Here is a 22,357-nt window from a genome sequence, read left to right as displayed (position 1 = left end):
GCTCAGCCGAGCTGGTACGCACGGACGATCGTCTGCGTCAGCCCGTTCCCGTCCACGTCCTCGACCCGCGTCCGCAGCGAGACGTAGCCGGTCCGAGGGTGCCGCACGGTCACCCGCCAGTGGCCCTGGTCCCGCCGGACCTGCGCCGGCTGCCAGGTCGCCCCGTCGTCGTAGGACACGTCCACCGACAGCGAGGTGACCCGGGCGGCACCGTCCTGCCGCTCCACATGGGCCGGGAAGGAGAACAGCCGGCCGCCGGGCGCCCGGTTGCGCAGGTCCACAGCCGGGTCGAACCGGGCGGTCAGCATCGGCAGCGCCCTGCCGTCGCCCTCCGCCGAGGAGCGGAAGGTCCACTCCGCCTGGACCACAGTGGACAGCGGCCAGGCGGGGTTGTCCTGCCGGGCGTCGGCGACGACCCGGTAGGACGAGTCCTGGCCCGGCACCGCGACGTCGACGAACCGCGTCACCGGAGCCGTGCCCAGCTCCGTTCCGTCCCGGTACACGGTGACCGAACCGGTGGGGTCGTGGAACCTGCTCACCATCCGGGGCCGTCCGGCGGCGTCGCCGTACATCGGCAGCGCGACGCTCATCCGCCCGTCGTCCCGCCACCCCCACGGGTGCGGGTCCTCGTGGATGTAGTTGATCGTCGTACCGCGCAGCGACGGCCCGGTCACCGCCTTGTTCCACGCGATTCGGGTGGGCGGCCGGTGGGCGGCGAGCGTCGCGGTGTCGGCGAGGAGGCTCGGGCCGGTGGTCCAGGCCAGGTCCCACTCGCCGGGGGTGAAGTACTCCACCCGTTCCTGCTGCGACGCCGTCCGCGCGACTGTCCCGGTGCCGACGTAGGTTCCGAACATCGTGGCGAACGCGGTGAAGCCGGGCGTGTTCGGCGCGTTGTCGTGGTAGGTCGCGCGCAGGGTGGCGAGGTCGCTGGTCCGCGGCCGGTAGGTGAGCGGCGCGGTGAGCTGCCGCTCGACCCCGTGGACCAGCTCGTAGCGCAGGTCGGTGGTCGCCCGGCTGACGTAGTCGACCGTGGTCTCGCCCCGCTTGACCAGCTCGACCAGCCGGTCCGCGGTGGCGTCGTAGTTGTAGAAGGCCGGTACCGGTTCGCCCTCGATCGGATCGTCGTTCGGCGGTGGCGGCTCGGAGTCGGGGTCGAGGATCCGGATCATGGCCAGCTTGCCGCCCGCCTTGGCGATGTTGACGCCCCGGCGGATGAACTCGTTCTTGTCGCCAGGCCACTCGAGCTCGATCACCACGAGCTTCCCGGTGGCGTCGATCGCGGCGAGGTCCTCCGGAGTGCCCTCGCCGCCGAACACCGCGGTGAGCCTCGTCCGCTCGGTCGGCGGGGTGCCGAAGAGCACCTGGAGGTTGACGTCGAACGGCTGCCCGTCGTCGGCCACCAGCTCCAGGTCCGGCTCGGTGGCTCGGCGGGCGTGGGCGAGCGCGTAGGCGTCCGAGGACGTCCCCGGCACGGTCGCCGCGTAGAGCGGCTCGAACTGCGCGTCGCTCTCCAGCGTGAACGTGGCACGACAGTCGCAGCTCTCGGTCCGGGACATGGCGGTGACAGCGTGAGTCCCGCCGCGGGCGTCCGGGTTGTCCGGCTCGGCGGTGACCGGCTGACCGATGCGGGCGTCGAGCACCTGGGTCAGGTCCCGGTCGAGGTTCAGCTCGGGATGGCTGATCATCGCGTGCGACGCCGGGCGGCCCGGCTCCTCGGTGCTGATCGCGGCATGCAGGGCGTACCGGCCGCGGGGCAGGCTGATCGCCTGACCCCCCTCGCCCAGGTAGCTCTCGCCGGACTCCAGGTCGTTGATAATCACGAACGACGCGCCGTAGGGCTCGGGTTCGGCACCGGTGCGGTCGAGCAGCTTCGGCGTGAGCTCGAACCGCTGCTCCTGCTGGTACACCGAGACCGCGGTGCGGGTGCGGACCGCGCCGCCGGCGTCGGTCGCCACAAGCACCCCGGAGTAGGTCCCGGTCCGGCCCTCCTGTCCGGTGACGACCAGTTCGACCGGCGCGCTGCCGCCGGCCGGCACGGTGACGCGGTCCTGGGCCAGGGTGACCAGGCCCGTCGGCGCGGGTTGGCCCCTTCCGTCGACGAGGTCGGCACGCAGCCACAGCGTGATCGGCGCGTCGCTGGTGTTGGTCCAGGTGGCCGTCCGGCGCTCCTGTGACCCCGCGTTCGGCCAGGGCAGGTAGGCCGACACCGCGGCGGTGGCCACGACCGGCGTCGCGGTCGCCCGCACGAGGTCCAGCCGGCCGGTGCCAACCTGGTACACGCCGGCGTCCGGTATCTCCTGGGCGCTGCTGACCAGGGCCGACTTCAGTGCGGGCCCGCGCCAGTCCGGGTGTTGCTGGGCCAGGATCGCCGCGGCGCCGGCCACGTGCGGGGTGGCCATCGAGGTGCCGTCGAGGCGCTGGTAGTCCTCGCCGACCGGCTCGCCCAGCGGCGGCACACCGGCCGGCCGGGCCGCGACGATGGCCCCGCCCGGGGCGCTGATCTCCGGCTTGGCCCCGCCGTCCCCGACCCGCGGGCCGCGGCTGGAGAACCAGCTCGGCTCGTCGCTCGTGGACACGCTGCCGACCGTGAGCGCGTCGTCCGCGGCCGCCGGGGAGTTCACCGTCTGATCCGCCCCGTCGTTGCCGGCGGCGATCACGAACAGCGTCCCGTACTGGCGGCTGAACGTGTTCACCGCGACCGACATCGGATCCTGGCCGTCGGTGGGGACGCTGCCCAGGCTCATGTTCACGACCTTCGCGCCGGACTCCGCGGCGGCCCACCGCATCCCGGCGAGCACGCCGTCCTCGGTGCCCCAGCCGTCGTCGTCGAGCACCTTGCCGACCGCGAGCGTGACGTCCGGCGCCACCCCGCGGTACCGCCCGTCCGAGGCGGCGCCGGTCCCCGTGATGATCGACGCGACGTGCGTTCCGTGCCCGTGGCCGTCCTCGACCCCGCCGGTGCCGGTGAAGTCCTGGCTGACCGCGGTCGTGTCGGTCAGGTCCGGGTGGTCGGTGTCGATCCCGGTGTCGAGCACGGCGACCCGCACCCCGGCCCCGGTCAGCCCGCGCTGCCAGGCCGTCGGCGCGCCGACCTGCGGCACGCTCTGGTCCAGCGTGGCCCGGACCCGCTTGTTCAGCCACACCCTGCGCACCCCGGCCGCGCTCCGGGCGTTGGGCCTGTCCCCGGCCAGCTCGCCGAAGAAGACCGAGGCGCTGGCCTTCTTCTGGTCCAGGGCGGTCAGGTTGAGCTCGGGCAGCGCCCGGCGCACCGAGGCACCCGTCGGCACCGCGGCCCGCGAGCGGGCCCGCGCGTCGGTGTACTCGACCAGCAACGGCACCGACGGGGTGTGCGCGTCGTCGTAGCGCTGCCGGACCAGCCCGGTGACGTTGAACAGCTCACGGTCCAGCGTGCCGTTGCCCACCAGCCGCGCCGCGTCGGCGGGAACGACGTACCGGTTGCCGTTGTGCCAGTAGTCCTGAAACGGCACCGGGCGGGTGCGCCATGCCGGCTCGATCCGCACCGGGGCTGACGGGTCGGTCCCCCACAGCTCCACCCGGTCCCCGCTGACCAGCGTGACCCTGACCGGCTCACCCCGGTCGCCGGCGGGGGCGGGTTCGGCCACCGCCCCCGGCCCGGGCACCGCCGTCGTGCCCGCGGCCAGCGCGACCGCCACCACGCCAACCGCCCGACGACGCCACCATCTCAGTCGACCCACCACGTCTCCTCACAGTCGGAGTTCCTCTCGTTACTACGCCGCAGGCCGCCCGGGCGTTTACCTCTCGTGCCAATTCGTCGTGAGGCGTCTCATACGGCGAATAGTCCGGTTCGTTTCCTTCTGGGGTCTTCGCGCTGCTCGCCGCGCCCAGATCCGGGCCATTGCACGGATTTCTTCGGCTTGGATTGTGTGCGCCCGACGAGGACCCTCCTCGCCGGGCGGCAGAGTCCATCTCGGGGTTGGGAGTAGTCCGTGAGGAGCAAGCGTCTTTCCGCCGTGCTGCTGACCGTGCCCGTGGCGCTGGCCGCGGTCGGGGGAACAGGCACGACAGCACAGTCCCAGGTACCGCGGCAGAGCCCGGTCGACGTCGTCAGGTCCGCCGTCGACGTCGACCGGACCCAGCCGCCGTTACGCGTGTCCTACGGGCGTACGGCTGTCGAGCTGGCCTACGTCCGCAAGGACCAGGACAGCCCGAACGGCTGTCGGACCAGGCACCACGAGGAGACCGAGGAGGCGCGCGTCCCGGCGGGCACCGCGCACGTCACCGTCGCCGGCGTGCGCTACGAGCTGGAGCAGTTCCACTTCCACACCCCGTCCGAGCACCGCTTCGGCGGTCACTCGCTCCCCCTGGAGATGCACCTGGTGCACCGCAGCGCCGAGGGCCGGCTCCTCGTGGTCGGCGTCCCGCTCCGCCCGGGTCCACGCTCCACTGTGGACACCGTGCTCGCCCGCCTGTCGCCGGAGTGCGGTGACCCGGTTGCCGTGCCGTCGATCGACCTGGCCAGCCTCCTCCCGGCCAACCACAGCACGATCCGCTACCAGGGCTCGCTGACCACCGCCCCGTTCACCGAGGGCGTCCAGTGGTTCCTGATGGCCGACCGGACGGTCACCCGGGCCACCATCGCCCGCTTCCAGACCCTGTTCGACCACGGCAACTCCCGCGCCACCCAGCCCCTCAACGGCCGGCTGCTCACCGAGGTCCCACAGCACTGACCCCACCATGGTGGTGGGCCGCTCGCGGCCCACCACCTGTCGGTGACCCAAGGCGGTGCGCACATGGCCGAGGTGCTGGTGGTCCTGGAGCCGGACCCGGAGACCGATCCCGAGGACGCCGACCGGCTCTCCCGGTCCCTCAGGGCCGAGCTGGTCGAGCTCGACCTGGCCGAGGTGCGCCCCGCGCCGGCGGGCACCGCGCCCGAGGGGGCGAAGGCCGCCGACCCGGTGACGCTCGGCGCGGCCGTCCTGGCGCTGGGTGCGTCCGGCGGGGTGTTCACGGTGCTGGTCGAGGCACTGCGGGACTGGCTCGGCAGGCGAACCGGACAGCACCGGATCTCCCTGACGATCGACGGGGACACGATCGAGATCGACCGGGCGACCGACGCGCAGCAGCGTGCCCTGGTCGAGGCTTACGTCCGCAGGCACACGAGCGACGGGTAGTGCATGGGCCGGCGTCTCGCGCTGCTGATCGCGACCTACGAGTATCTCGACCCCGGGCTGCGGCGCCTGACCTCGCCGCCGCACGACGCCGAGGCGCTGGCCGAGGTGCTCGCGGACCCGGACATCGCGGGCTTCGAGGTCGACACGCTGGTGAACGAGCCACACCACCGCGTCGGCGAGGCCATCGGCGAGCTCTACCGGGACTGTCGCCGCGACGACCTCGTGCTGCTGTACTTCACCGGCCACGGTCTCAAGGACGACGGCGGTCGGCTCTACCTGGCGATGACAAACACGCGCCGGGACAGCCTGCTGTTCACCGCGCTCCCGGCCGAGCAGATCGACCAGGCGATGAGCGGGTGCGCCTCGCGGCGGCAGGTGCTGATCCTGGACTGCTGCTACAGCGGTGCGTTCCCGGCCGGTCGGCTGCCCAAGGCCGACCCCGAGGTCCACGCGCTGGAACGGTTCCAGGGCCGCGGCCGGACGGTCCTGACCGCCTCCGACTCGACCCAGTACTCGTTCGAGGGCAACACTCCGCACGGCGAGGCGGCGCAGTCGGTGTTCACCCGCCACCTGGTGGCCGGACTGCGCGACGGCAGCGCCGACCTGGACGGCGACGGCGACATCACGCTGGACGAGCTGTACGGCTACGTCCACGAACGCGTCGTCGAGGAGATGCCCCGCCAGCGGCCCAAGCGCCAGGACAACGTCGAGGGCCGGACGGTCATCGCCCGCAACGTCAACTGGACCCTGCCCGCGTACCTGAGCAACGCCCTGCGCAGCCCCATCGCCGCGGACCGCCTGGCTGCCCTGGAGGGCCTGGACCACCTGCTCCGCATCGGGAACGAGTCGGTCCGGACCCGCGTCCGCGAGGCGATCGCGACCCTCGCCGAGGACGACAGCAAACAGGTGTCCTCCGCCGCGACCGCCCGCTACCGAGCGCTGACCTCCCCTCCCCCGGCCGTCCCGGTGCCTGAACCACCCGCGACGCACACCGGTCCCGCGCCAGACGCCGCGGCCACCCCCGCCATCCCGGCCGAGCCCGGCACCGCGGCGGACACCAGCCCCGCGACCGACACCAGCCCCGCGGAAGACACCGCGGCCACCCCCGCCGTCCCGGCCGGACCCGGCACCGCGGCGGACACCAGCCCCGCGACCGACACCAGCCCCGCGGAAGACACCGCGGCCACCCCCGCCGTCCCGGCCGGACCCGGCACCGCGGCGGACACCAGCCCCGCGACCGACACCAGCCCCGCGGAAGACACCGCGGCCACCCCCGCCGTCCCGGCCGGACCCGGCACCGCGGCGGACACCAGCCCCGCGACCGACACCGCCCCCACCCCCGACAACACGACCGACCCCAGCACCGCGCCCGACACCGCCCCCACTCCCGCCATCGCGGCCGGACCCGGCACCGCGGCGACCGAGCCCGATCCCACTGTCGACACCGCCGCCGGGAACACCAGCGAGCCGTGGTTCCGTTCCCGCCGGGTGCGGCTGGTGCTGGTCCCCGCTCTCGCCGCCACCGTGGTGGGGGCCCTGGTGGTGTCCCTCGTGCTCCTGCTGAACCGGAACGAGGGGTCGAGCGGCGGCAGCGAGCAGCCGGCGCCGCTGGTGAGCGCGATGACGGTCAGCCCGGACGGCGAGCGCCTCTACCTCACCTCCACCAACCCGCCGACCTTGACCGTCGTCGACACGGTCACCCGGGAGACGGTCGACCAGCGCGAGCTCGGGGCCGAGCTCGCGCCCGGGATGGGCGCGGGCCTCGCCGCCCATCCCCTCGGCGAGCGGGTCTTCGTCACGGGGTTCCGCACGCGGCGCAGCCTGTCGGTGTTCCGGACGCACGGGATGAACGAGCAGACGATCCCGCTGGACGGCATCCCGGTCGGGGTCGCGTTCCGGCGGGACGGCCGCACCGCCTACGTGATCACCCGGGAGCCAAACACCCTCCAGGCTGTCGACACCTTCACCGGGACCGTGCGGCCGGGCACCGTACGCCTACCCGAGGAACCACGCGATGTCGCCGTGGACCCGACCGACCAGCGCGTCTACATCGCGGCGGGCTCCTGGATCGCCTGGGTCGGCATCGACAACGGCCACGTCGAGGACGCCACCATGTGCGGCGAGACGGTGCTCGCCAGCCCCACCGGCTCGTTCTGGCTCGGCTGCGCCGAGAAGGACCGCCTGTCCCTGGTCGAACCGGGCGCGATGACCAGCGAGTCGATCACTGTCGAGGCGCCGGCGGACCTCGCGCTGCTGCCGGACAACTCACGCATGTACGTGCCCAGCGCCGAGTCCGACACGGTGTCCGTGGTCGACGTGGCCACCAGCTCGGTGGCCGGCCCGCCGATCCGGGTAGGACCGCACCCCACGGCCGTCGCCGTCGACAGTTCCGGCGAGCACGTCTACGTCGCCAGCGACAACCGAACCATCTCGGTCATCGACCCGTCCACGAACTCGGTCAGCCATACCATCGACTGGTTGGTCCATGCCGCAGACAGGTGAGCCGGGACGGCTGCGAGCCCTCCACCGTCCCGGCCCGACCCTCAGACCACTGCCGACGAGCGCTCCAGCAGGCGACGCTGGTCCGCCGACTCCTCCTCGAGGGAGCCGCCGGTGGTGTGCCGGCTGCTCGCGAACAGCCGGGGGTGCGCGTCCCGGATGCCGTTCACGACGAGGTCGTAGGGGAAGTCGGCGAACTCGCCGTGCCAGCGGACGAACTCCATGTGCCGACGACCCTGCTCGTCGTACGGGTGGTAGACGCTGTCGGTCCGGCCGTCGAAGTCGAGCGGGGCGATCCGGTACAGGCGGCACAGCATCCTGTTGAACACCGGTGTGGCCCTGATCCAGCGGCCGTCGAGCTGGACCTCGGTCAGGCAGTGGAACCGGAACAGGTCGCCGCCGACCAGCTCGCGCAGGCGCGGGGACGCCAGGTGGTTGCGGACGTCCCCGAACACCAGACGGCTCGGGATGCCGGCCGCGCGGACGGCGGCGGCGTAGACCAACGACTTGTGAATGCAGAAACCGTAGCCGCGGTCGATGATCGCGCTGGCGCGCATGCCCTCTCGGGACAGGTCGCTGCCGTAGACCTCGTAGCGCAGCCCGTCGCGCACGGCGTAGAACAGCGCGACCGCGCGGCTGGTGAGGTTCTTCTCGTCCCCGATGGTGCTCGCCACGAGCTCGCGGACCTGTGGTGACTCGTGGTCGAGGAACTCCGTCGGGGCGATGGTGGACTCGTCCACGTCATCCCTTCCTCTTGTCCAGACCCATCATGCGGGCGATTCTGTTGCGTTGGATGTCGGATGTTCCGGAGTAGATGACACCGGCGACGGCGTCCCGCAGTTCCGCCTCCAGGCCGTACTCGGCCGTGTAGCCGTTGCCGCCGAACACCTGGACCGCCGACAGCGCGGTGTCCACATTGGCCTGGCTGGCGACCAGCTTGCTCGTCGCGATGTCCACTGTCACGTTCTCACCGCGTTCCATCCTGGTGGCGGTGTCGTAGAGCCAGCGGCTGGCCGTCTCGGTCGCCGTTCGCATGTCGACGATCCGGTTGGCCACCGACTGGAACGAGCCGATCGGCTGGCCGAACTGGGTCCGGCTCCGCGCGTAGTCGACGCACCGCTCGAGGCGGTGGCGCATCTGGCCCACATTGACGATGAACGAGCACAGGATCTCCCACTTCATCACGTGGTCCAGCACCAGGAAACCGCCGCCGGGCCTGCCGATCACGTTCGCCGCCGGGACGACGCAGTCGTCGAGGAAGACCTCCGCGAAGGGCGAGGTCCGCAAACCCATCTTCTCGATCGGCCTGCCGACGGACAGACCTGGGGTGTCGCGCTCGACGAGGAACGCGGTCACGCCCAGCGGGCCAGCGTCCGGGTCGGTCCTGGCGTAGACGACCACCAGGTCGGCCACCGGCCCGTTGCTGACGAAGGTCTTGCTGCCGGACAGGACCCAACCCTCGCCGCGCCTGGTGGCGGTGGTGCGCATGTTCAGCGCGTCGGAACCGCTGTCCGGCTCGCTGATCGCGTGGGCACCGATCGTCGACCCCTCGCAGATCCCGGGCAGGTAGCGGTCCTTCAGGTACGCCGATCCGAAGCGCTGCACCGGAACCCCGGTGCTGACCATGTGTGTCGTGACCGAGAAGCTCAACCCGCCGTCACGGCAGCTGTGCCCGAGCTCCTCGAGCACGTACATCGTCGTCAACAGGCCCTGTCCGAGCCCGCCCCACTCCGTGCCGAACGGCAGACCGAGCACTCCCGACTCACCGACCAGCTTCCACGCGGTGTGGTCGAACACGCTCGCGCGCTCCCGTTCGGCCCGGCCGTCGTTGAGCGCGTCGCACCACCGCCTGAGCCCGGCACGCAGCTCCTGCTGCTCCTCTGTCCACTCGAGCATGGTTGTCACCCTGTCGGTCAGTAGTGGGAGAACCGCGCCTCGTCCAGCGAGTGCCGTTCGTCGCCGTGCAGCGCGGGGCTGAAGACGCACACCAGCCGCAGGTCCGTGTCCTCGGCGGCGACCAGGAAGTGCGCGTCGTGCTGGTCAAGCGCGTACAGCGTGCCCGGGGTCAGCTTGTGGCTGTTGCCGTCGAGGTCGACGACCTCGCCCTCGCCCTCGATGCAGTAACAGGCCTCGAGGTGGTTGCTGTACTGCAACCGGGACTTGGTCCCGGCCGAGACGATGGTGTCGGTCACGGTGTAGCCCATGCCGTCCTCGGCGAGCAGGAAACGCCTGCTGAGGCCGTTGCCCCAGTCGACGACCTTGGCGTCGGACAACGTGCGAACGATCATGACATCCCCTTCCCAACCAGGTGGGCGCCGGCGGCGCCGATGAACGAGTCGATGGCGTGCACGGTCCGGAAGTTGTCCGGCGCGATCTCGATGTCCTCGAGGTTCAGGTGAAACCGTTCGCCCAGCCAGTCGATGATCTTGAGCAGCGCGAGGCTGTCGACGACGCCGCCGGCGAACAGGTCGTAGTCCGGGGGCAGCTCGGTCACGTCGACGTCCGGGAGGAACTCCTCCACCAGGTACCGAGTGATGATCTCGGTGTTGTCCATCTGGATCACCAGCTCCTCAGGTTGCGGTCAGGTGTTTGCGGTCCACCTTTCCGGTGGCGGTGCGGGGCAACGGGTCGGTGGCGACCCGCAGCGTCGAGGGGACTGCCGCCCGGGGCAGTCGGTCCACGCAGTGCCTGCGCAGCACCAGGCTGTTCGCCGTCCCGTCGGTCCGGACGACGACGTGCAGCCGCTTGCCGGCGACCGGGTCGGGTGCCACCAGCGCGGCCGCCTCAAGCACGGCGGGGTGGTCGAGCAGGACCTGCTCGACCTGTTGGGTGTTCACCTGCTGGCCGCGGATCTTCACCCGCGAGTCCGTCCGTCCTTCGAGGACCAGCGCGCCGGTGTCGGTGCGGCGCACCAGGTCGCCGGACCGGAAGTAGCGCAGCTCGTCGGCCCCTTCGGGGTGCGGCACGTAGCGGTCCGGGGAGTCCAGGTAGCCGGGCGTCTGGAACGGCGTGCTGACGAGCAGCTCACCGACACCGGAACCGTGCAGCACGCTGCCGTCCTCGGCCACCAGCAGCGCGCGCACGCCGGGAATCGGCGCTCCCATGGGGATCACGTCCATGTCAGCCCGGAGGTCCTGGGTGAAGCTGTCGTTGGTCTCCGTGCAGCCGTAGACGTTCGTGAGCCGGGCGTTCGGGAAGACCTCGCGGAGCCTCGGGAGCAGCGCGGGGCGGAACACGTCGCCGGTCACCAGGACCCGGTCGACCGAGTCGAGTGGCGCGCGCACGGCCGGCAGGAGCAGCTCGTAGAACATCGGCACGGCCTGGACGACGTGCACGCGCTGACCCGCGACCAGTTCGGCCAGCGCGGCGCCGTTGGTCGCCTGCTCGGGGTCGGCCAGCACCACGCAGCCACCGCAACGCAGCGTCGCCCACACCTCCAGCAGGCACAGGTCGAAGTTGAGCGGCGCGTAGTTCAGCACCCGCCGTCCGGGACCGAGGTCGAACTCCGCGCCTGCCCATCGCGCGAAGCGCTCGACCGCTGCCACGGTCAGCGGCACGATCTTGGGGGTTCCGGTCGAGCCCGACGTGGTCAGCATGAACGAGACGTCGTCGGCCTCGACCTCGGGCGGCTCGCCCGCCGAGGCGCGGACGTCGACGACATCGGTAGCCAGACCGTTCGCGCCGTCCCCCATGTCCGATGTGGACACAATTGCGACACACCCCGCTCGGCGGTACAGGCTCGACAGCGTCGGTACCGGCAGGGTCGGCGCGGGGATGAGGAAGCGGCGGCCGGCGGCCAGGCAGCCGAGGACGAGGGCGACCGTCTCCGGCGCCTTCTCCCCGACGATGCCGACGGGTCCGGGCGGAAGGCCCGCCACCACCGACGCCGCGGTTCTCGTCATTTCGGCGAGTTCGGCGAAGCTGACGGTTTTTCCCCGCCAGGACAGGGCCGGCTCGGACGGTAGGCTGCGTGCGTGCTCGACCACGGCGAGCACCAATGGGTTCGAGGAATACACGGCAATCAATCTCTTCCTCACCAATGAGCGGCTGACTACCGGGAAAGAGGTGACTCCGGGAGCGGACCCGGCACCGGAATGTCACGGCTCGCGGGATCCGGAGATGGTTTTAGCACCGCTCTGACACGCCGGACAATACGCCGTTCGGAGCAAAACGAAGTCAACCGGACACAAACACGCGCCGACCACACAGAGTCTCAACCCCGCTCGGTAGTCGCGACTATCACGCTCCGCGCACCGGAGAGGGTCCCGTGGTCTATACCTCTTCACCCGAATTTCGGCGCCTCACCTACGTTCCGTGAAATACTTCGAGAACCGACCTGGGAAAATCCGGGGTGACCGGAAAGCCGACAATCACCCGGCCGGACTCTTGCTCGTGTTGCCAGCGCTGTCTAACTTCTCCTGCGGCAGGTCGAACGACCACTGCGACGCCAGGCGCGCGGGCCCGACCGGCCACCCCTCCGCCTCTCGGGATATCGGCGCGCCCAGCCACGCCGTCTTCGAACGTGAACTCTGGAGGTATCGATGGTCGACCGCATCAAGTTCCTGCTCGACGAGCGCGACATCCCTACCACCTGGTACAACCTCGCCGCCGACCTTCCGCCGCTGCACCCGCCGCTGAACCCGGACACCGGCCGGCCGGTGACGCGGGACGAGATGGCGCGGACGATGCCGGAGCCGCTCATCGACCAGGAGCTCAGCACCGAACGCGAGTGGGAGATCCCCGAGCCGGTCCGCCAGATCTACGCGCAGTGGCGCCCCTCGCCGCTGTTCCGCGCGCGCAGGCTGGAGGCGGAGCTCGACACGCCTGCCCGCATCTACTACAAGTACGAGGGCGTGGCGCCCACCGGCAGCCACAAGCCGAACACCGCTGTGGCCCAGGTGTTCTACAACAAGCAGGCCGGCAAGCGCGGCCTGGTCACCGAGACCGGAGCCGGCCAGTGGGGCAGCGCGCTCGCCCAGAGCGCCGCGATGTTCGGTCTGTCCGCCAAGGTCTACATGGTGAAGGTCAGCTTCACCCAGAAGCCGTACCGCCGCTCGCTGATGGAGGCGTTCGGTGCGGTGTGCGTGCCCAGCCCCAGTACGGAGACCGCGGCCGGGCGCGCCGTCCTCGCCGTCGACCCGGACTGCCCGGGCAGTCTCGGGATCGCCACCTCCGAGGCGCTCGAGGCGGCCGGGGCCGACGACTCGCTCGGCTACGTCCTCGGCAGCGCGTCCAACCACGTCCTGGCCCACCAGACGGTCATCGGCCAGGAGGCCATCCGCCAGTTCGACCTCGCCGGCGACTACCCCGACATCGTCGTCGGCTGCGCGGGCGGCGGCAGCAACCTCGCCGGTCTGTCGTTCCCGTTCCTCGGCGCGCAGCTGCACGGCGGCGAGCGTGTGCGGGTGATCGCCGCCGAACCGGCCGCGTGCCCGACGCTCACCAGGGGCACGATCGCCTACGACTACGCCGACAGCGCCGGCCTGACCCCCCTGTTCCGCATGCACACCCTCGGACACGGCTTCGTCCCGCCGACCGTCCACGCCGGCGGGCTGCGCGCGCACGGCATGGGCCAGCTGGTCAGCCGGGCCGTGGAGGAAGGGCTGATGGAGGCCAGGGCGGTCACCCAGCGGCGTTGCTTCGACGCCGCCGTCCGGTTCGCCAGGGCCGAGGGCATCCTGCCGGCACCGGAGTCCTCGCACGCGATCCGCGTCGCGATCGACGAGGCGTTGCGCTGCAAGGCGGAGGGCCGGCCCCAGACCATCCTTTTCGGACTGTCTGGGCACGGGCACTTCGACCTGACCGCCTACGAGCGGTTCTTCGCCGGTGAGCTCGACGACATGGAGCTCGACGAGGAGACCGTCATCGCCGCCAGGTCGAGCATTCCCGAGCAGGTGTGGGAGCTCGCGGGGGCGGCACGGTGACTGCCGAGGGCTGGGGCTGGCGGGCGAGGATCGGCATCCTCGTCATCCACAAGGACGCGGTGCCGGAGGCCGAGATCTGGGCGATGGCACCGCCCGGGGTCACCGTTCACGCGGCCCGGTTCGACAGCCCCCGCAGACCGGGCTCGGACTTCGAGGGCGACCACGCGGCCGCGCTCGCGGAGTCGCCGGACATCGCCCGCGGCCTCGAGCAGCTCGGCCAGTTGCGCCTGGACGTGATCTGCCTGTGCTTCGGCTCGAGCAGCTTCCTCGCCGGACCGGGGTTCGACGAGCTGTTCTGCGAGCAGGCGAGCAAGCGGGCGGGCGGCACGCCGGTGACGACGGCACCGCTGGCGATGCTCGACGCGATGCGAGCGGTCGGCATCGCGCGACCGCACCTGGTGAGCCCGCCGTGGTTCACGCGGACGAGCTACGCCGCGGCGGAGAGGTACTTCACCGCCACCGGCTTCCCGTTCGCCGGCCAGAAGCGGTTCGACCTCGGTCCGGGGTGGCGCGACCGGGAGACGTTCGAGATCTACGACCTGGGAGGCCAGTGGGAGGTGCGACCCGAAGAGGTGTACCGGCAGGCACGGGACTCGTTCCCGGCGGAGGCCGACGGCATACTGATTCCCGGAAGCGGCTTCCGGACGCTGGAAGCGATCGAACCGCTGGAACGGGACCTGGGGGTGCCGGTGGTGACCTCGAACCAGGCGTGCCTGTGGCAGTGCCTGCGCATGGCTGGGATCCGCGACACGGCCCTGGGAGTCGGCCGGCTGTTCACCACACCACTCGCAAGGAGGGCGGGTTAGCAACATGCCAACGATCTCGACACTGCTGATGTTCGTCACGGCGACCCTGGCGCTGCTCGTGGTGCCCGGTCCCGCGGTGGTCTACATCGTGACCAGGACGGTGGCACAGGGCCGGACCGCCGGTTTGGTGTCCGTGCTCGGGATCCACGTCGGTTCCATCTTCTACGTGGTACTGACGTCGCTGGGCCTGTCGGCGCTGCTGCTGGCGTCCACGACGGCGTTCCAGATCGTGAAGTGGCTGGGCGTGGCCTACCTGGTCTGGCTCGGCGTGCAGAAGCTCTGGCTGACCAGGACCGACGACGGTTCGGTGGCCGAGCCGCCGCGGATGTCGAACTGGCGGATCTTCACCCAGGGCGTGCTCGTGAACATCCTGAACCCGAAGACGCTCGTGTTCTTCGTGGCGTTCCTGCCGCAGTTCGTCGACCCGGCCCGGGGCTCGGTCGGCTGGCAGCTGCTGTTCTTCGGCATCGGGTTCATCGTGCTGGGCATCCTCAGCGACGGCACCTACGCGCTGCTGGCGAGCGCCCTGTCCGGACGCCTGCGCCGGACCGCGACCGCTCGCCGCAGGTTGGACCTGTCCAGCGGCCTGGTCTACATCGCACTGGGCGCGGTGGCGGCCACGATCAGCCAGGCCTGACCCGGTGCCCCGGTGGGCGGTGAGCGCGTTCACCGCCCACCGAGGACCCGCCCCGGTCCGCCGCGACTCAGGGAGCCGCGACCTTCTCCCAGACCGACACGTGCCGGGTGCATTCGGCGGTGAGCGGGGAACGGTCCCAGTCCGCCCAGCGGTACTTCGGCCGCATCCCGGCGATGCGCGCCATCAGGTCCAGCTCCGAGGGCCAGACGTACCGGAAGGGCATGCGGCGCAAGCTCCCCGTCCCGTCCGCGGACACGGTGACGTGGGTCGAGGTGAGCTCCTGGGTCGTCACGTCGTACTGGTCGAACCCGAGGTAGCCGCCGCCGTCGGGGCGGGGCGCCAGCGCGAACGGGACGACGTCCTGCCCGGGCGGCAGGCGACGCAGGTCCGGCAGACCCACCTCGACGAGGAACAGGCCTCCCGGGCGCAGGTGCTCGGCCGCGTTGCGGAAGACCTCGACCTGACCGTCCTGTGTGGTGACGTTGCCGATCGTGTTGAACACCAGGTAGACCAGGGAGAACTCGCCGGGTACCCGGGTCGTGGTCATGTCGCCGATCGTGACGGCGACGTCGGCGCCGCCGGGCTTGTCCGCGATTCGCGCGGCCATGGCGCGGCTCAGCTCGATGCCGCTCACCGGCACACCACGTGCGGCCAACGGCGCGGCAATCCGTCCGGTGCCCACGGCGAGCTCGAGCACCGGTCCGTCGGCCAGCTCCGCCAGAACCTCCACCGCGGGCGCCACGACGTCGGGCGCGTTCGAACCGCCCGGGGCGTCGTAGCCCGCCGCGACGCTCTCCGGAAACCAACCGTCGGCCGGATCGTCGCCGTGTCCGCCCGCGTTCACCTCGTCAGCCACGGCTCGCGACCCTACGCCCGGGACCGCGGTCCGCTCACGCGCTTTTCCGCTACCTCCGCACCACCACCAACCGGGCGAGGACCGGCAGGTGGTCGGAGGCGTCGGAGGTCAGGACCCGGGACCACACCGGCAACGCCTTCGTCGAGAGCACGTAGTCGATCCGGGCGTTCGGTGCCTCCGCCGGATGTGTCGCGCCGTCGCCGTGGCCCGCCCTGGCGTGGCTGTCGGTCATCGTGCCGGTCAGCGCGGCGATCTCCGGGGCGTCCGCCCTGGCGTTCAGGTCCCCGGTCAGCACGACCGGTTCGCGCGACGCCTCGACCGCGGCGGCGACGGTCTCGGGCTGCACGAGCCGGGACGCGGCGTTGTCGTGCTGGAAGTGGGTGGTCATCACGCGCACCCGCAGGCCCTGCACGTCCAGGACCGCCTCGAGCAGGCCGCGCCGCTCCTCCCCCGGCCGCGCCATCGGGAGCGGCGTGTTGCGCCAGGACAGCACCACGGTGAACGCGAGGTGGCTGGCCGAAGGCACGCCGCACCCCCGTTCGTGAGCCACTAACGGTCAGCCGCCCATAAGGGAAAGCCTTTTCCTTTCCCGCGCCGGGGTTTACGCTCCGAACACGACCGTCCCCATGGAGTCACGATGAGACGACCTCTGCGTGTCGCCCTGCTCGCCGTGCTGGCCGCCGCCTCGCTGCCGGTCGTCGGCACCCCGGGCACCGCTGCCCCGGCGGCCGCGGCGGACAAGCCGCCCCTGGCGACGACCCCGCCGATGGGCTGGAACAGCTGGAACAAGTTCGGCTGCGACATCGACGAGGAGCTGATCCGCGGGACCGCGGACGCGATGGTCTCCTCCGGCATGAGGGCCGCGGGCTACACCTACGTCAACATCGACGACTGCTGGATGGCGCCGGAACGCGACGCGCAGGGCCGCCTTCAGGCCGACCCGGTGCGCTTCCCCAGTGGGATCAAGGCGCTCGCCGACTACGTGCACGCCAGGGGCCTCAAGCTCGGCATCTACTCCTCGGCGGGCACGATGACCTGCCAACGCCTGCCGGCGAGCCTGGACCACGAGACCACCGACGCCGCCAGCTTCGCGGCGTGGGGCGTCGACCTGCTCAAGTACGACAACTGCTACAACGAGGGCCGACCGGCGCTGGAGCGGTACACCGCGATGGCCGACGCGCTCGCCGCGACCGGGCGGGACATCGTCTACTCGATCTGCGAGTGGGGCGCGAACCGGCCCTGGGAGTGGGCGGCCGAGATCGGCGGCCACTACTGGCGCACCACCGGCGACATCAGCGACCGGTGGGGCAGTGTGGTGTCCATCCTCGACCAGCAGGTCGGCCTCGAGGCCTACTCCGGTCCGAACGGGTGGAACGACCCGGACATGCTGGAGATCGGCAACGGCGGTATGACCACAGAGGAGTACCGGGCGCACATGAGCCTGTGGAGCATCCTCAACGCCCCGCTGATCGCCGGCAACGACCTGCGCTCGATGGACCCGACAACCCGGGCACTGCTCACCGACCGCGACGTCATCGCGGTGAACCAGGACTGGGCCGGCATCCAGGGCCACAAGATCGCCGACGACGGAGACCTGGAGGTCTGGGCGAAGCCGACGTCCGGGGGCGGCGCCGCGGTGGTGCTGTTCAACCGCGGCACCACCGGCGCGCGGGTGGCGACGACAGCCGCCGACCTCGGGCTGCCGGGGGCCCGGGCTTACACGATGCGCGACCTGTGGACCGACACCACGACCGTCACCCGGTCGCACGTCCGCGCGTCGGTGCCGGCCCACGGTGCACGCATGTTCGTGGTCAGGCCGGGTGGGCACGGTGCTCCCGCGGTGGCACCCGACGCGGTCGCCCCCGGCTATGTCGAACAGGGCGAGTCGTTCACGGCCAGCGTGCTGGTCACCAACGACGGGACGCGGCCGGTGCGCGACGTCCGGGTCGCGCTCGCCGCGCCCCCTGGCTGGGACGTGCGCGCCGAGGACGGGACGCGGGTCCGGGTTGTCCGGCCCGGTCGGACGGCGACGCTCGACTTCACCGTCACCGCGCCCGCGACCGTCGCGAACGGCACACACGCGCTGACCGCCGACATCCGCCACCGCACCGGCCGGGTGTCGGGCCACGGCGCGGTGACGACCGCCACGAGCCCGGTCGGCACGCCGTGGTTGTCCGACCTGGAGCCGGTGAGCGCCGAGGTCGGCTGGGGGTCGCTCGGTGTCGACGAGAGCGTCGACGGCAACCCGCTGACGATCGCCGGCGTCACCTACGCCAAGGGGCTCGCCCCGCACGCCGCGTCGGAGCTGACCTACTACCTCGGCGAGCACTGCACGCGGTTCACCGCGGCCGCCGGAATCGACGACGAGACCGGGAACCGCGGCTCGGTCACGTTCACCGTGGTCGGCGACGGCCGGACGCTGGCCGAGACCGGCCTCGTCACCGGCGGGCAGCCGGCGGTGCCGGTCGACGTGGACGTCACCGGCGTGACCGAGCTGGTGCTGGTCGCCGGCGTCGGGCCGGACAACAACAACTACGACCACTCGGAGTGGGTGGACCCGAAGCTGACCTGTCAGGCGACCCGTTGACGGCCAGCGAGGCGGGCGGCGAGCCAGAGCGGGAACGCGGCCGCGATCCCGGTGAGCACGAGCAGGGCGACCGACAGCGTGCTCGCGTAGCCGAGCTCGCCGTACTCGAAGGCGCGCCGGTAGATCACCAGCGGCGCGGTGAGGGTCGCGTCCACCGGGCCGCCGTCGGTCACCAGCAGGGCGGGGACGAACGCGTTCTGGACCACCACGACCACGTCCCGCACCGCGAGGACCAGCACGACCGGGGCCATCAGCGGCAGCGTGACCCGGGTCATCGCGAACCAGGGCGAGCCGCCCTCGACCGCGACCGCCTCGTGCAGGCGGGACGGGATGGCCAGCCGGGCGGCGAGGGCGACCACGAACGCCTCCCCCACCTGGAACGCCATGACCAGCACCAGGCCGAGCCGTGCTCCCCATGGGGTGGTCAGGAAACCCGGGTCGGGAAGGCCCAGCACGCCCAGCAGCGCCGGCAGCGGACCGTAGAGCGGGTTGAGGATCCACAGCCACAGCAGCGCCCAGGCCGCGTCCGGGACGACCGACGGCAGGTACGCCGCGACCCGGCCGAGCGCGGTCCGCGCACCGCGGCGCCGGGCCAGCAGCAGGGCGGCGCCGACCGCGAGGAACAGCCGCAGCGGCACAGCGACGGCGGCGACCAGCGCGCTGGTGCCGACGGCGGCCCAGAACACTTGGTCGCCGGCCAGGCGCGCGAGGTTGTCGGTGCCGGTGGGCTCCGGCGCGCGGAAGCCGAAGTAGTCGGTGAAGGCCAGCGCCGCGGCCAGCCCGAGCGGGGCGAGGACCAACAGCGCCGACCCCAGCAGGTAGGGCGCCGCGAGCGGCAGCCTCCTCACCGGCGCGCCCCGGTCGCGGCGTCGAAGCGGTGCTCGTCCTCGGGTCGCCAGGCGAGCACGACGCGCTCCCCGGGGTGCGGGGCGTCGGCCCACGGCACCCGGGCGAGCAGGTCCTGCTCGGCGCCGTCGGGGAGCACCCGAACCAGGCACTCCTCCCCCGACGGTTCGACGGCGACCACCGAGCCGGGCCGGCCCCGCCCCTCCCGGCACACCCGCAGCCGCTCCGGCCGCACGCCGAGGATCACCCCGTCGGCGGCGGGCAGCAGGTTCATCGGCAGCGGACCGAAGCTCCGGGCGACCGCCGCCGTCGCCGGCCGGGCGTAGACCTCGGCCGGGGTGTCGCACTGCAGCACCCGGCCCGCGGCCATGACCGCGACCCGGTCGCCCAGCGCCATCGCCTCGGCCTGGTCGTGGGTGACGTGCACCATCGGCACGCCGAACGACCGCTGCACCGCGCGGATCTCGGCCCGCATCCGCAGCCGCAGCTCGGTGTCGACCGAGGCGAGCGGCTCGTCCAGCAGGCACACCCGCGGCGACCGGACCATCGCGCGGGCGAGCGCGACCCGCTGCCGCTCGCCACCGCTCAGCTCGTCCGGCATCCGCCCCAACAGCGGCTCGAGGTCCAGCGCGCGGGCCACCTCCCGGACGCGCGTCTCGACCTCGCGCCGCCGGGTCCCGCGCGCCCGTTCCCCGATCCCGATGTTCGCCGCCACCCGCAGGTGCGGGAACAACGCGGCCTCCTGGAAGACCAGGGCCACGTCGCGGCGCCCGGCGGGCACGCCGGTGACGTCGCGGTCGTCGATCAGGACCCGCCCGGCGTCCAGCGACTCCAGCCCGGCGACCGCCCGCAGCAGCGTCGACTTCCCCGACCCGGACGGGCCGACGACCACGAGCAGCTCGCCCGGCTTCGCCTCGAGGTCGACCCCGTCCAGGGCCAGGACCCGCGCGCCCCGGCGGGCCACGAACTCCTTCCGGGCGCCCTCGACGACCAGGCTCATCGGGCCAGCAACGGATCCGCCTGCGCCCGGATCTCCGCGAGCACCTCGTCCAGCGGCACGCCTTCGGTGAACGCCCGCTCCAGCTGCGCGCCGATCACGTCCTCGACCTCGGGCCAGGCCGGCGTGACCGGCGTGTGCCGCAGGTGCGGGATGGCGTCGAGGAACACCTGCGAGGACGCCGGCGCGCGGGAGGGGCTGAGGAACGCCGGCGAGGTCGCGACGGAACGCAGGGACGGCACGGTGCGCCCGGCGAGCGCGGTGAGGGTCTGCCCCTGCGTTCCGACGGCGTAGGCGACGAACCTCGCCGCGGCGGCGGCGTTGTCCGAACCGCTGGCCAGGCAGTAGGCGTCGGAGTGCAGGACCGACGCCGGCTCGCCCATGACCGGCAACGCGGCGACGTCGAAGTCCAGACCGCGCTGCTCGCGCAGGGCAGGTACCTCCACGCGCGAGCTCAGGAACATCGCCACCTTCCCCGTCATGAACTGCTCGGGCAGCCCCTGCGCGGCGAGCTGTTCCCTGTCGGGCGTCGCACCGGTGCCGACGAGGTCCACAACGGCCTGTAGTGCGGCGCGGGCGTCCGGCTCGTGCAGGGTCGTGCGGGTCGGCTCGGTCTCGTCGTCGACGATCGTGCCGCCGTTGCTCCAGACGAACGGCGCCATGCGGACGATCGACGGGTCGATGCCGACGCCCTTGACGCCGTCGCCGGTCAGGGCCTGCGCGGTGGCCACGAACTCCGCCCAGCTCCAGTCCGCCGTGGGTGCGGGCACCCGGGCCCGGGCGAACAGGTCCCGGTTCCAGTAGACGACGAGCGAGGAGATGTTCTGCGGCATGCACTGCAGCGCGCCGTCGTAGGTGAACGCGCGCAGCGGCTCCTCGTAGTAGTTCGCGGTGTCGACGCCGGCGTCCTCGAGCAGTGGACCGATCGGCTCCACGGCGCCGCGTTGCACGAACGGCGCGTACTGGCGGTAGTTGACGAGGAAGACGTCGGGCGCGTCGCCGGAGGTGAACGCGGTGGAGAGCCGGGTGAGGTGGTCGTCGCGGGCTACCGTGACCAGCTCGACCTCACCGCCGCCGGCCTCGCGGTAGGCCGAGACGAGGCTGCGGTAGACCGCCGCCTCCTCCGGGTCGGCCCCGACCTGCACGGTGATCGGCGCGGTGCTCTCCCCGCCGCCACCGTCGTCGCCGTCGGCGCCCGCGCCGCCGGAACAGGCGCTCAGCACGAGGAGCGCCGGGAGCACGAGCGGGATGGCCCTCATCGGCGCTCCACCGACGAGAAGAAGGACCGTTGGGCGACGCCGAACGCGAGCAGCGCGGGTGCGGTCACCAGCACCGCGGCCGCGAGGTAGATCGGGTACAGCGCGACCTCCATCTCACTGAGGGTCCGCAGCCCCAGTGCCGCCGGCCAGTTTCCCGGCGACGACACGAGGGTCAGCGGGTCCATGAACGTGGACCAGTAGTACAGCCCGGCCAGCGCCGCCACGGCCACCGCCGCCGGCCTGGCCAGCGGCAGCGCGACGCGGCGCCACACCGCGAACGGGCTCATGCCCTCCAGCGTGGCGGCCTCGAGCAGCGACCGGGGGATGCGCGAGTAGGCCAGCGCGAACAGCAGGACGTAGAACGGGGTCGTGCCGGCGAGCGCGAGCAGGGCGACGGTGAACGGTGTGTCGGCCAGGCCGACGCCGCGCAGCAGCACGACCCTCGGCACCCACAGCGTGGCGGCGGGGACGAGCAGCGTGAGTACCGACACGCCGACCAGCAGGCGGCGTGCCGTCCCGCGCGCGGTGACGATCGCGAGGCCCGCCATCGAGGTGACCGCGACGGTGACCGGGACGGCGAGGACGACCAGCAGCAGCGAGTTCAGCAGCAGTCCGCCGAGTGGCATGAACCGCGCCACCGCCGGGTAGTTGGCCCACTCGGCGGGGTCGGGCCACAGGTCCAGGCCGTTGGGTGGGGGTTGCAGTGGGCGCTGCAGCGAGCCAAGCACCATGACCGCGAGCGGGGCGAGGAAGACGACGGACAGTGCGATCACCCCGACGGTCCACCAGGTGG

The 22,357-nt window shown here is 72.1% G+C and carries 19 protein-coding genes; 7 read left to right on the top strand and 12 right to left on the bottom strand.

Annotated elements, in window-relative coordinates; genetic code table 11:
• Positions 1–2: 2 nt before the first annotated feature.
• Entirely contained in the window at positions 3–3,716 is a 3,714-nt protein-coding gene (locus tag BU204_RS02420) for a S8 family serine peptidase (RefSeq protein WP_143229263.1), read from the bottom strand.
• A gap of 252 nt (positions 3,717–3,968) precedes the next feature.
• Here BU204_RS02420 and BU204_RS02415 point away from each other — a divergent pair, with 252 nt between their 5' ends.
• From BU204_RS02415 to BU204_RS02405, 3 genes are all read left to right on the top strand, one after another.
• On the top strand, positions 3,969–4,709 hold the full coding sequence (locus BU204_RS02415) for a carbonic anhydrase family protein (RefSeq protein ID WP_083660935.1): 741 nt from the start codon (positions 3,969–3,971) through the stop codon (positions 4,707–4,709).
• Between the two features lie 63 nt (positions 4,710–4,772).
• Entirely contained in the window at positions 4,773–5,153 is a 381-nt protein-coding gene (locus BU204_RS02410; RefSeq protein ID WP_075123828.1) for an effector-associated constant component EACC1, read from the top strand.
• A 3-nt stretch (positions 5,154–5,156) separates the two neighbouring features.
• Positions 5,157–7,655 carry a caspase, EACC1-associated type gene (locus tag BU204_RS02405; RefSeq protein ID WP_075123827.1) on the top strand — a complete coding sequence of 833 codons (2,499 nt, stop codon included), beginning with the start codon at positions 5,157–5,159 and terminating at the stop codon, positions 7,653–7,655.
• Between the two features lie 41 nt (positions 7,656–7,696).
• Here the strand turns inward: BU204_RS02405 and BU204_RS02400 are convergent, their stop codons facing one another.
• Genes BU204_RS02400 through BU204_RS02380 form a run of 5 tightly spaced genes read right to left on the bottom strand, consistent with a single transcriptional unit; the run spans position 7,697 to position 11,638 of the window.
• The gene (locus BU204_RS02400; RefSeq protein ID WP_075123826.1) at positions 7,697–8,392 is read right to left on the bottom strand and encodes a transglutaminase-like domain-containing protein; all 696 of its coding nucleotides are present in this window, start codon (positions 8,390–8,392) and stop codon (positions 7,697–7,699) included.
• Between the two features lies 1 nt (position 8,393).
• A complete protein-coding gene (locus BU204_RS02395) occupies positions 8,394–9,548 on the bottom strand; it encodes an acyl-CoA dehydrogenase family protein (RefSeq protein WP_075123825.1) in 1,155 nt (384 codons plus the stop codon).
• A 17-nt stretch (positions 9,549–9,565) separates the two neighbouring features.
• Entirely contained in the window at positions 9,566–9,940 is a 375-nt protein-coding gene (locus tag BU204_RS02390) for an ectoine synthase (RefSeq protein ID WP_075123824.1), read from the bottom strand.
• Positions 9,937–10,215 (bottom strand): acyl carrier protein, encoded by a 279-nt coding sequence (locus BU204_RS02385; protein WP_408607978.1) that lies wholly within the window; start codon positions 10,213–10,215, stop codon positions 9,937–9,939. Before BU204_RS02385 ends, BU204_RS02390 begins: the two co-directional genes overlap by 4 nt.
• Positions 10,216–10,222: 7 nt before the next feature.
• Positions 10,223–11,638: an AMP-binding protein gene (locus tag BU204_RS02380; RefSeq protein ID WP_233159102.1), complete on the bottom strand. Its 1,416-nt coding sequence runs from the start codon at positions 11,636–11,638 to the stop codon at positions 10,223–10,225.
• Positions 11,639–12,193: 555 nt separating this feature from the next.
• Here BU204_RS02380 and BU204_RS02375 point away from each other — a divergent pair.
• Genes BU204_RS02375 through BU204_RS02365 form a run of 3 tightly spaced genes read left to right on the top strand, consistent with a single transcriptional unit; the run spans position 12,194 to position 15,019 of the window.
• Positions 12,194–13,576, top strand: a complete 1,383-nt coding sequence (locus BU204_RS02375) for a TrpB-like pyridoxal phosphate-dependent enzyme (protein WP_075123822.1) — start codon at positions 12,194–12,196, stop codon at positions 13,574–13,576.
• Positions 13,573–14,382 (top strand): maleate cis-trans isomerase family protein, encoded by an 810-nt coding sequence (locus BU204_RS02370; protein WP_143229262.1) that lies wholly within the window; start codon positions 13,573–13,575, stop codon positions 14,380–14,382. Before BU204_RS02375 ends, BU204_RS02370 begins: the two co-directional genes overlap by 4 nt.
• Positions 14,383–14,386: 4 nt before the next feature.
• A complete protein-coding gene (locus tag BU204_RS02365; RefSeq protein ID WP_075123820.1) occupies positions 14,387–15,019 on the top strand; it encodes a LysE family translocator in 633 nt (210 codons plus the stop codon).
• A gap of 67 nt (positions 15,020–15,086) precedes the next feature.
• On the opposite strand, the gene BU204_RS02360 is transcribed toward BU204_RS02365, so the two are convergent.
• Both BU204_RS02360 and BU204_RS02355 read right to left on the bottom strand, forming a co-directional pair.
• Complete coding sequence (locus BU204_RS02360) at positions 15,087–15,875, bottom strand: class I SAM-dependent DNA methyltransferase (RefSeq protein WP_233159036.1); 789 nt, start codon at positions 15,873–15,875, stop codon at positions 15,087–15,089.
• A 49-nt stretch (positions 15,876–15,924) separates the two neighbouring features.
• A complete protein-coding gene (locus tag BU204_RS02355; RefSeq protein WP_075123819.1) occupies positions 15,925–16,401 on the bottom strand; it encodes an endonuclease/exonuclease/phosphatase family protein in 477 nt (158 codons plus the stop codon).
• Between the two features lie 111 nt (positions 16,402–16,512).
• Between BU204_RS02355 and BU204_RS02350 the strand changes: the two genes are divergently transcribed.
• Positions 16,513–18,462, top strand: a complete 1,950-nt coding sequence (locus BU204_RS02350) for an NPCBM/NEW2 domain-containing protein (protein WP_075123818.1) — start codon at positions 16,513–16,515, stop codon at positions 18,460–18,462.
• On the opposite strand, the gene BU204_RS02345 is transcribed toward BU204_RS02350, so the two are convergent.
• Genes BU204_RS02345 through BU204_RS02330 form a run of 4 tightly spaced genes read right to left on the bottom strand, consistent with a single transcriptional unit; the run spans position 18,447 to position 22,337 of the window.
• Positions 18,447–19,310 (bottom strand): carbohydrate ABC transporter permease, encoded by an 864-nt coding sequence (locus BU204_RS02345; protein WP_198942744.1) that lies wholly within the window; start codon positions 19,308–19,310, stop codon positions 18,447–18,449. The genes BU204_RS02350 and BU204_RS02345 overlap by 16 nt on opposite strands.
• The gene (locus BU204_RS02340; protein ID WP_075123817.1) at positions 19,307–20,308 is read right to left on the bottom strand and encodes an ABC transporter ATP-binding protein; all 1,002 of its coding nucleotides are present in this window, start codon (positions 20,306–20,308) and stop codon (positions 19,307–19,309) included. The genes BU204_RS02345 and BU204_RS02340 overlap by 4 nt, the downstream gene beginning before the upstream one ends.
• Positions 20,305–21,564, bottom strand: coding sequence for an ABC transporter substrate-binding protein (locus BU204_RS02335; protein ID WP_075123816.1), 1,260 nt, complete (start codon positions 21,562–21,564; stop codon positions 20,305–20,307). The genes BU204_RS02340 and BU204_RS02335 overlap by 4 nt, the downstream gene beginning before the upstream one ends.
• The gene (locus tag BU204_RS02330; protein ID WP_198942743.1) at positions 21,561–22,337 is read right to left on the bottom strand and encodes a carbohydrate ABC transporter permease; all 777 of its coding nucleotides are present in this window, start codon (positions 22,335–22,337) and stop codon (positions 21,561–21,563) included. Before BU204_RS02330 ends, BU204_RS02335 begins: the two co-directional genes overlap by 4 nt.
• Positions 22,338–22,357: the final 20 nt, after the last annotated feature.

The sequence above is a fragment of the Actinophytocola xanthii genome (assembly GCF_001921205.1).
In the GTDB taxonomy this organism is placed as follows: Bacteria; Actinomycetota; Actinomycetes; order Mycobacteriales; family Pseudonocardiaceae; genus Actinophytocola; species Actinophytocola xanthii.
Note: the sequence above shows the minus strand (reverse complement) of the source record. Positions and strands in the feature narration are given on the sequence as shown.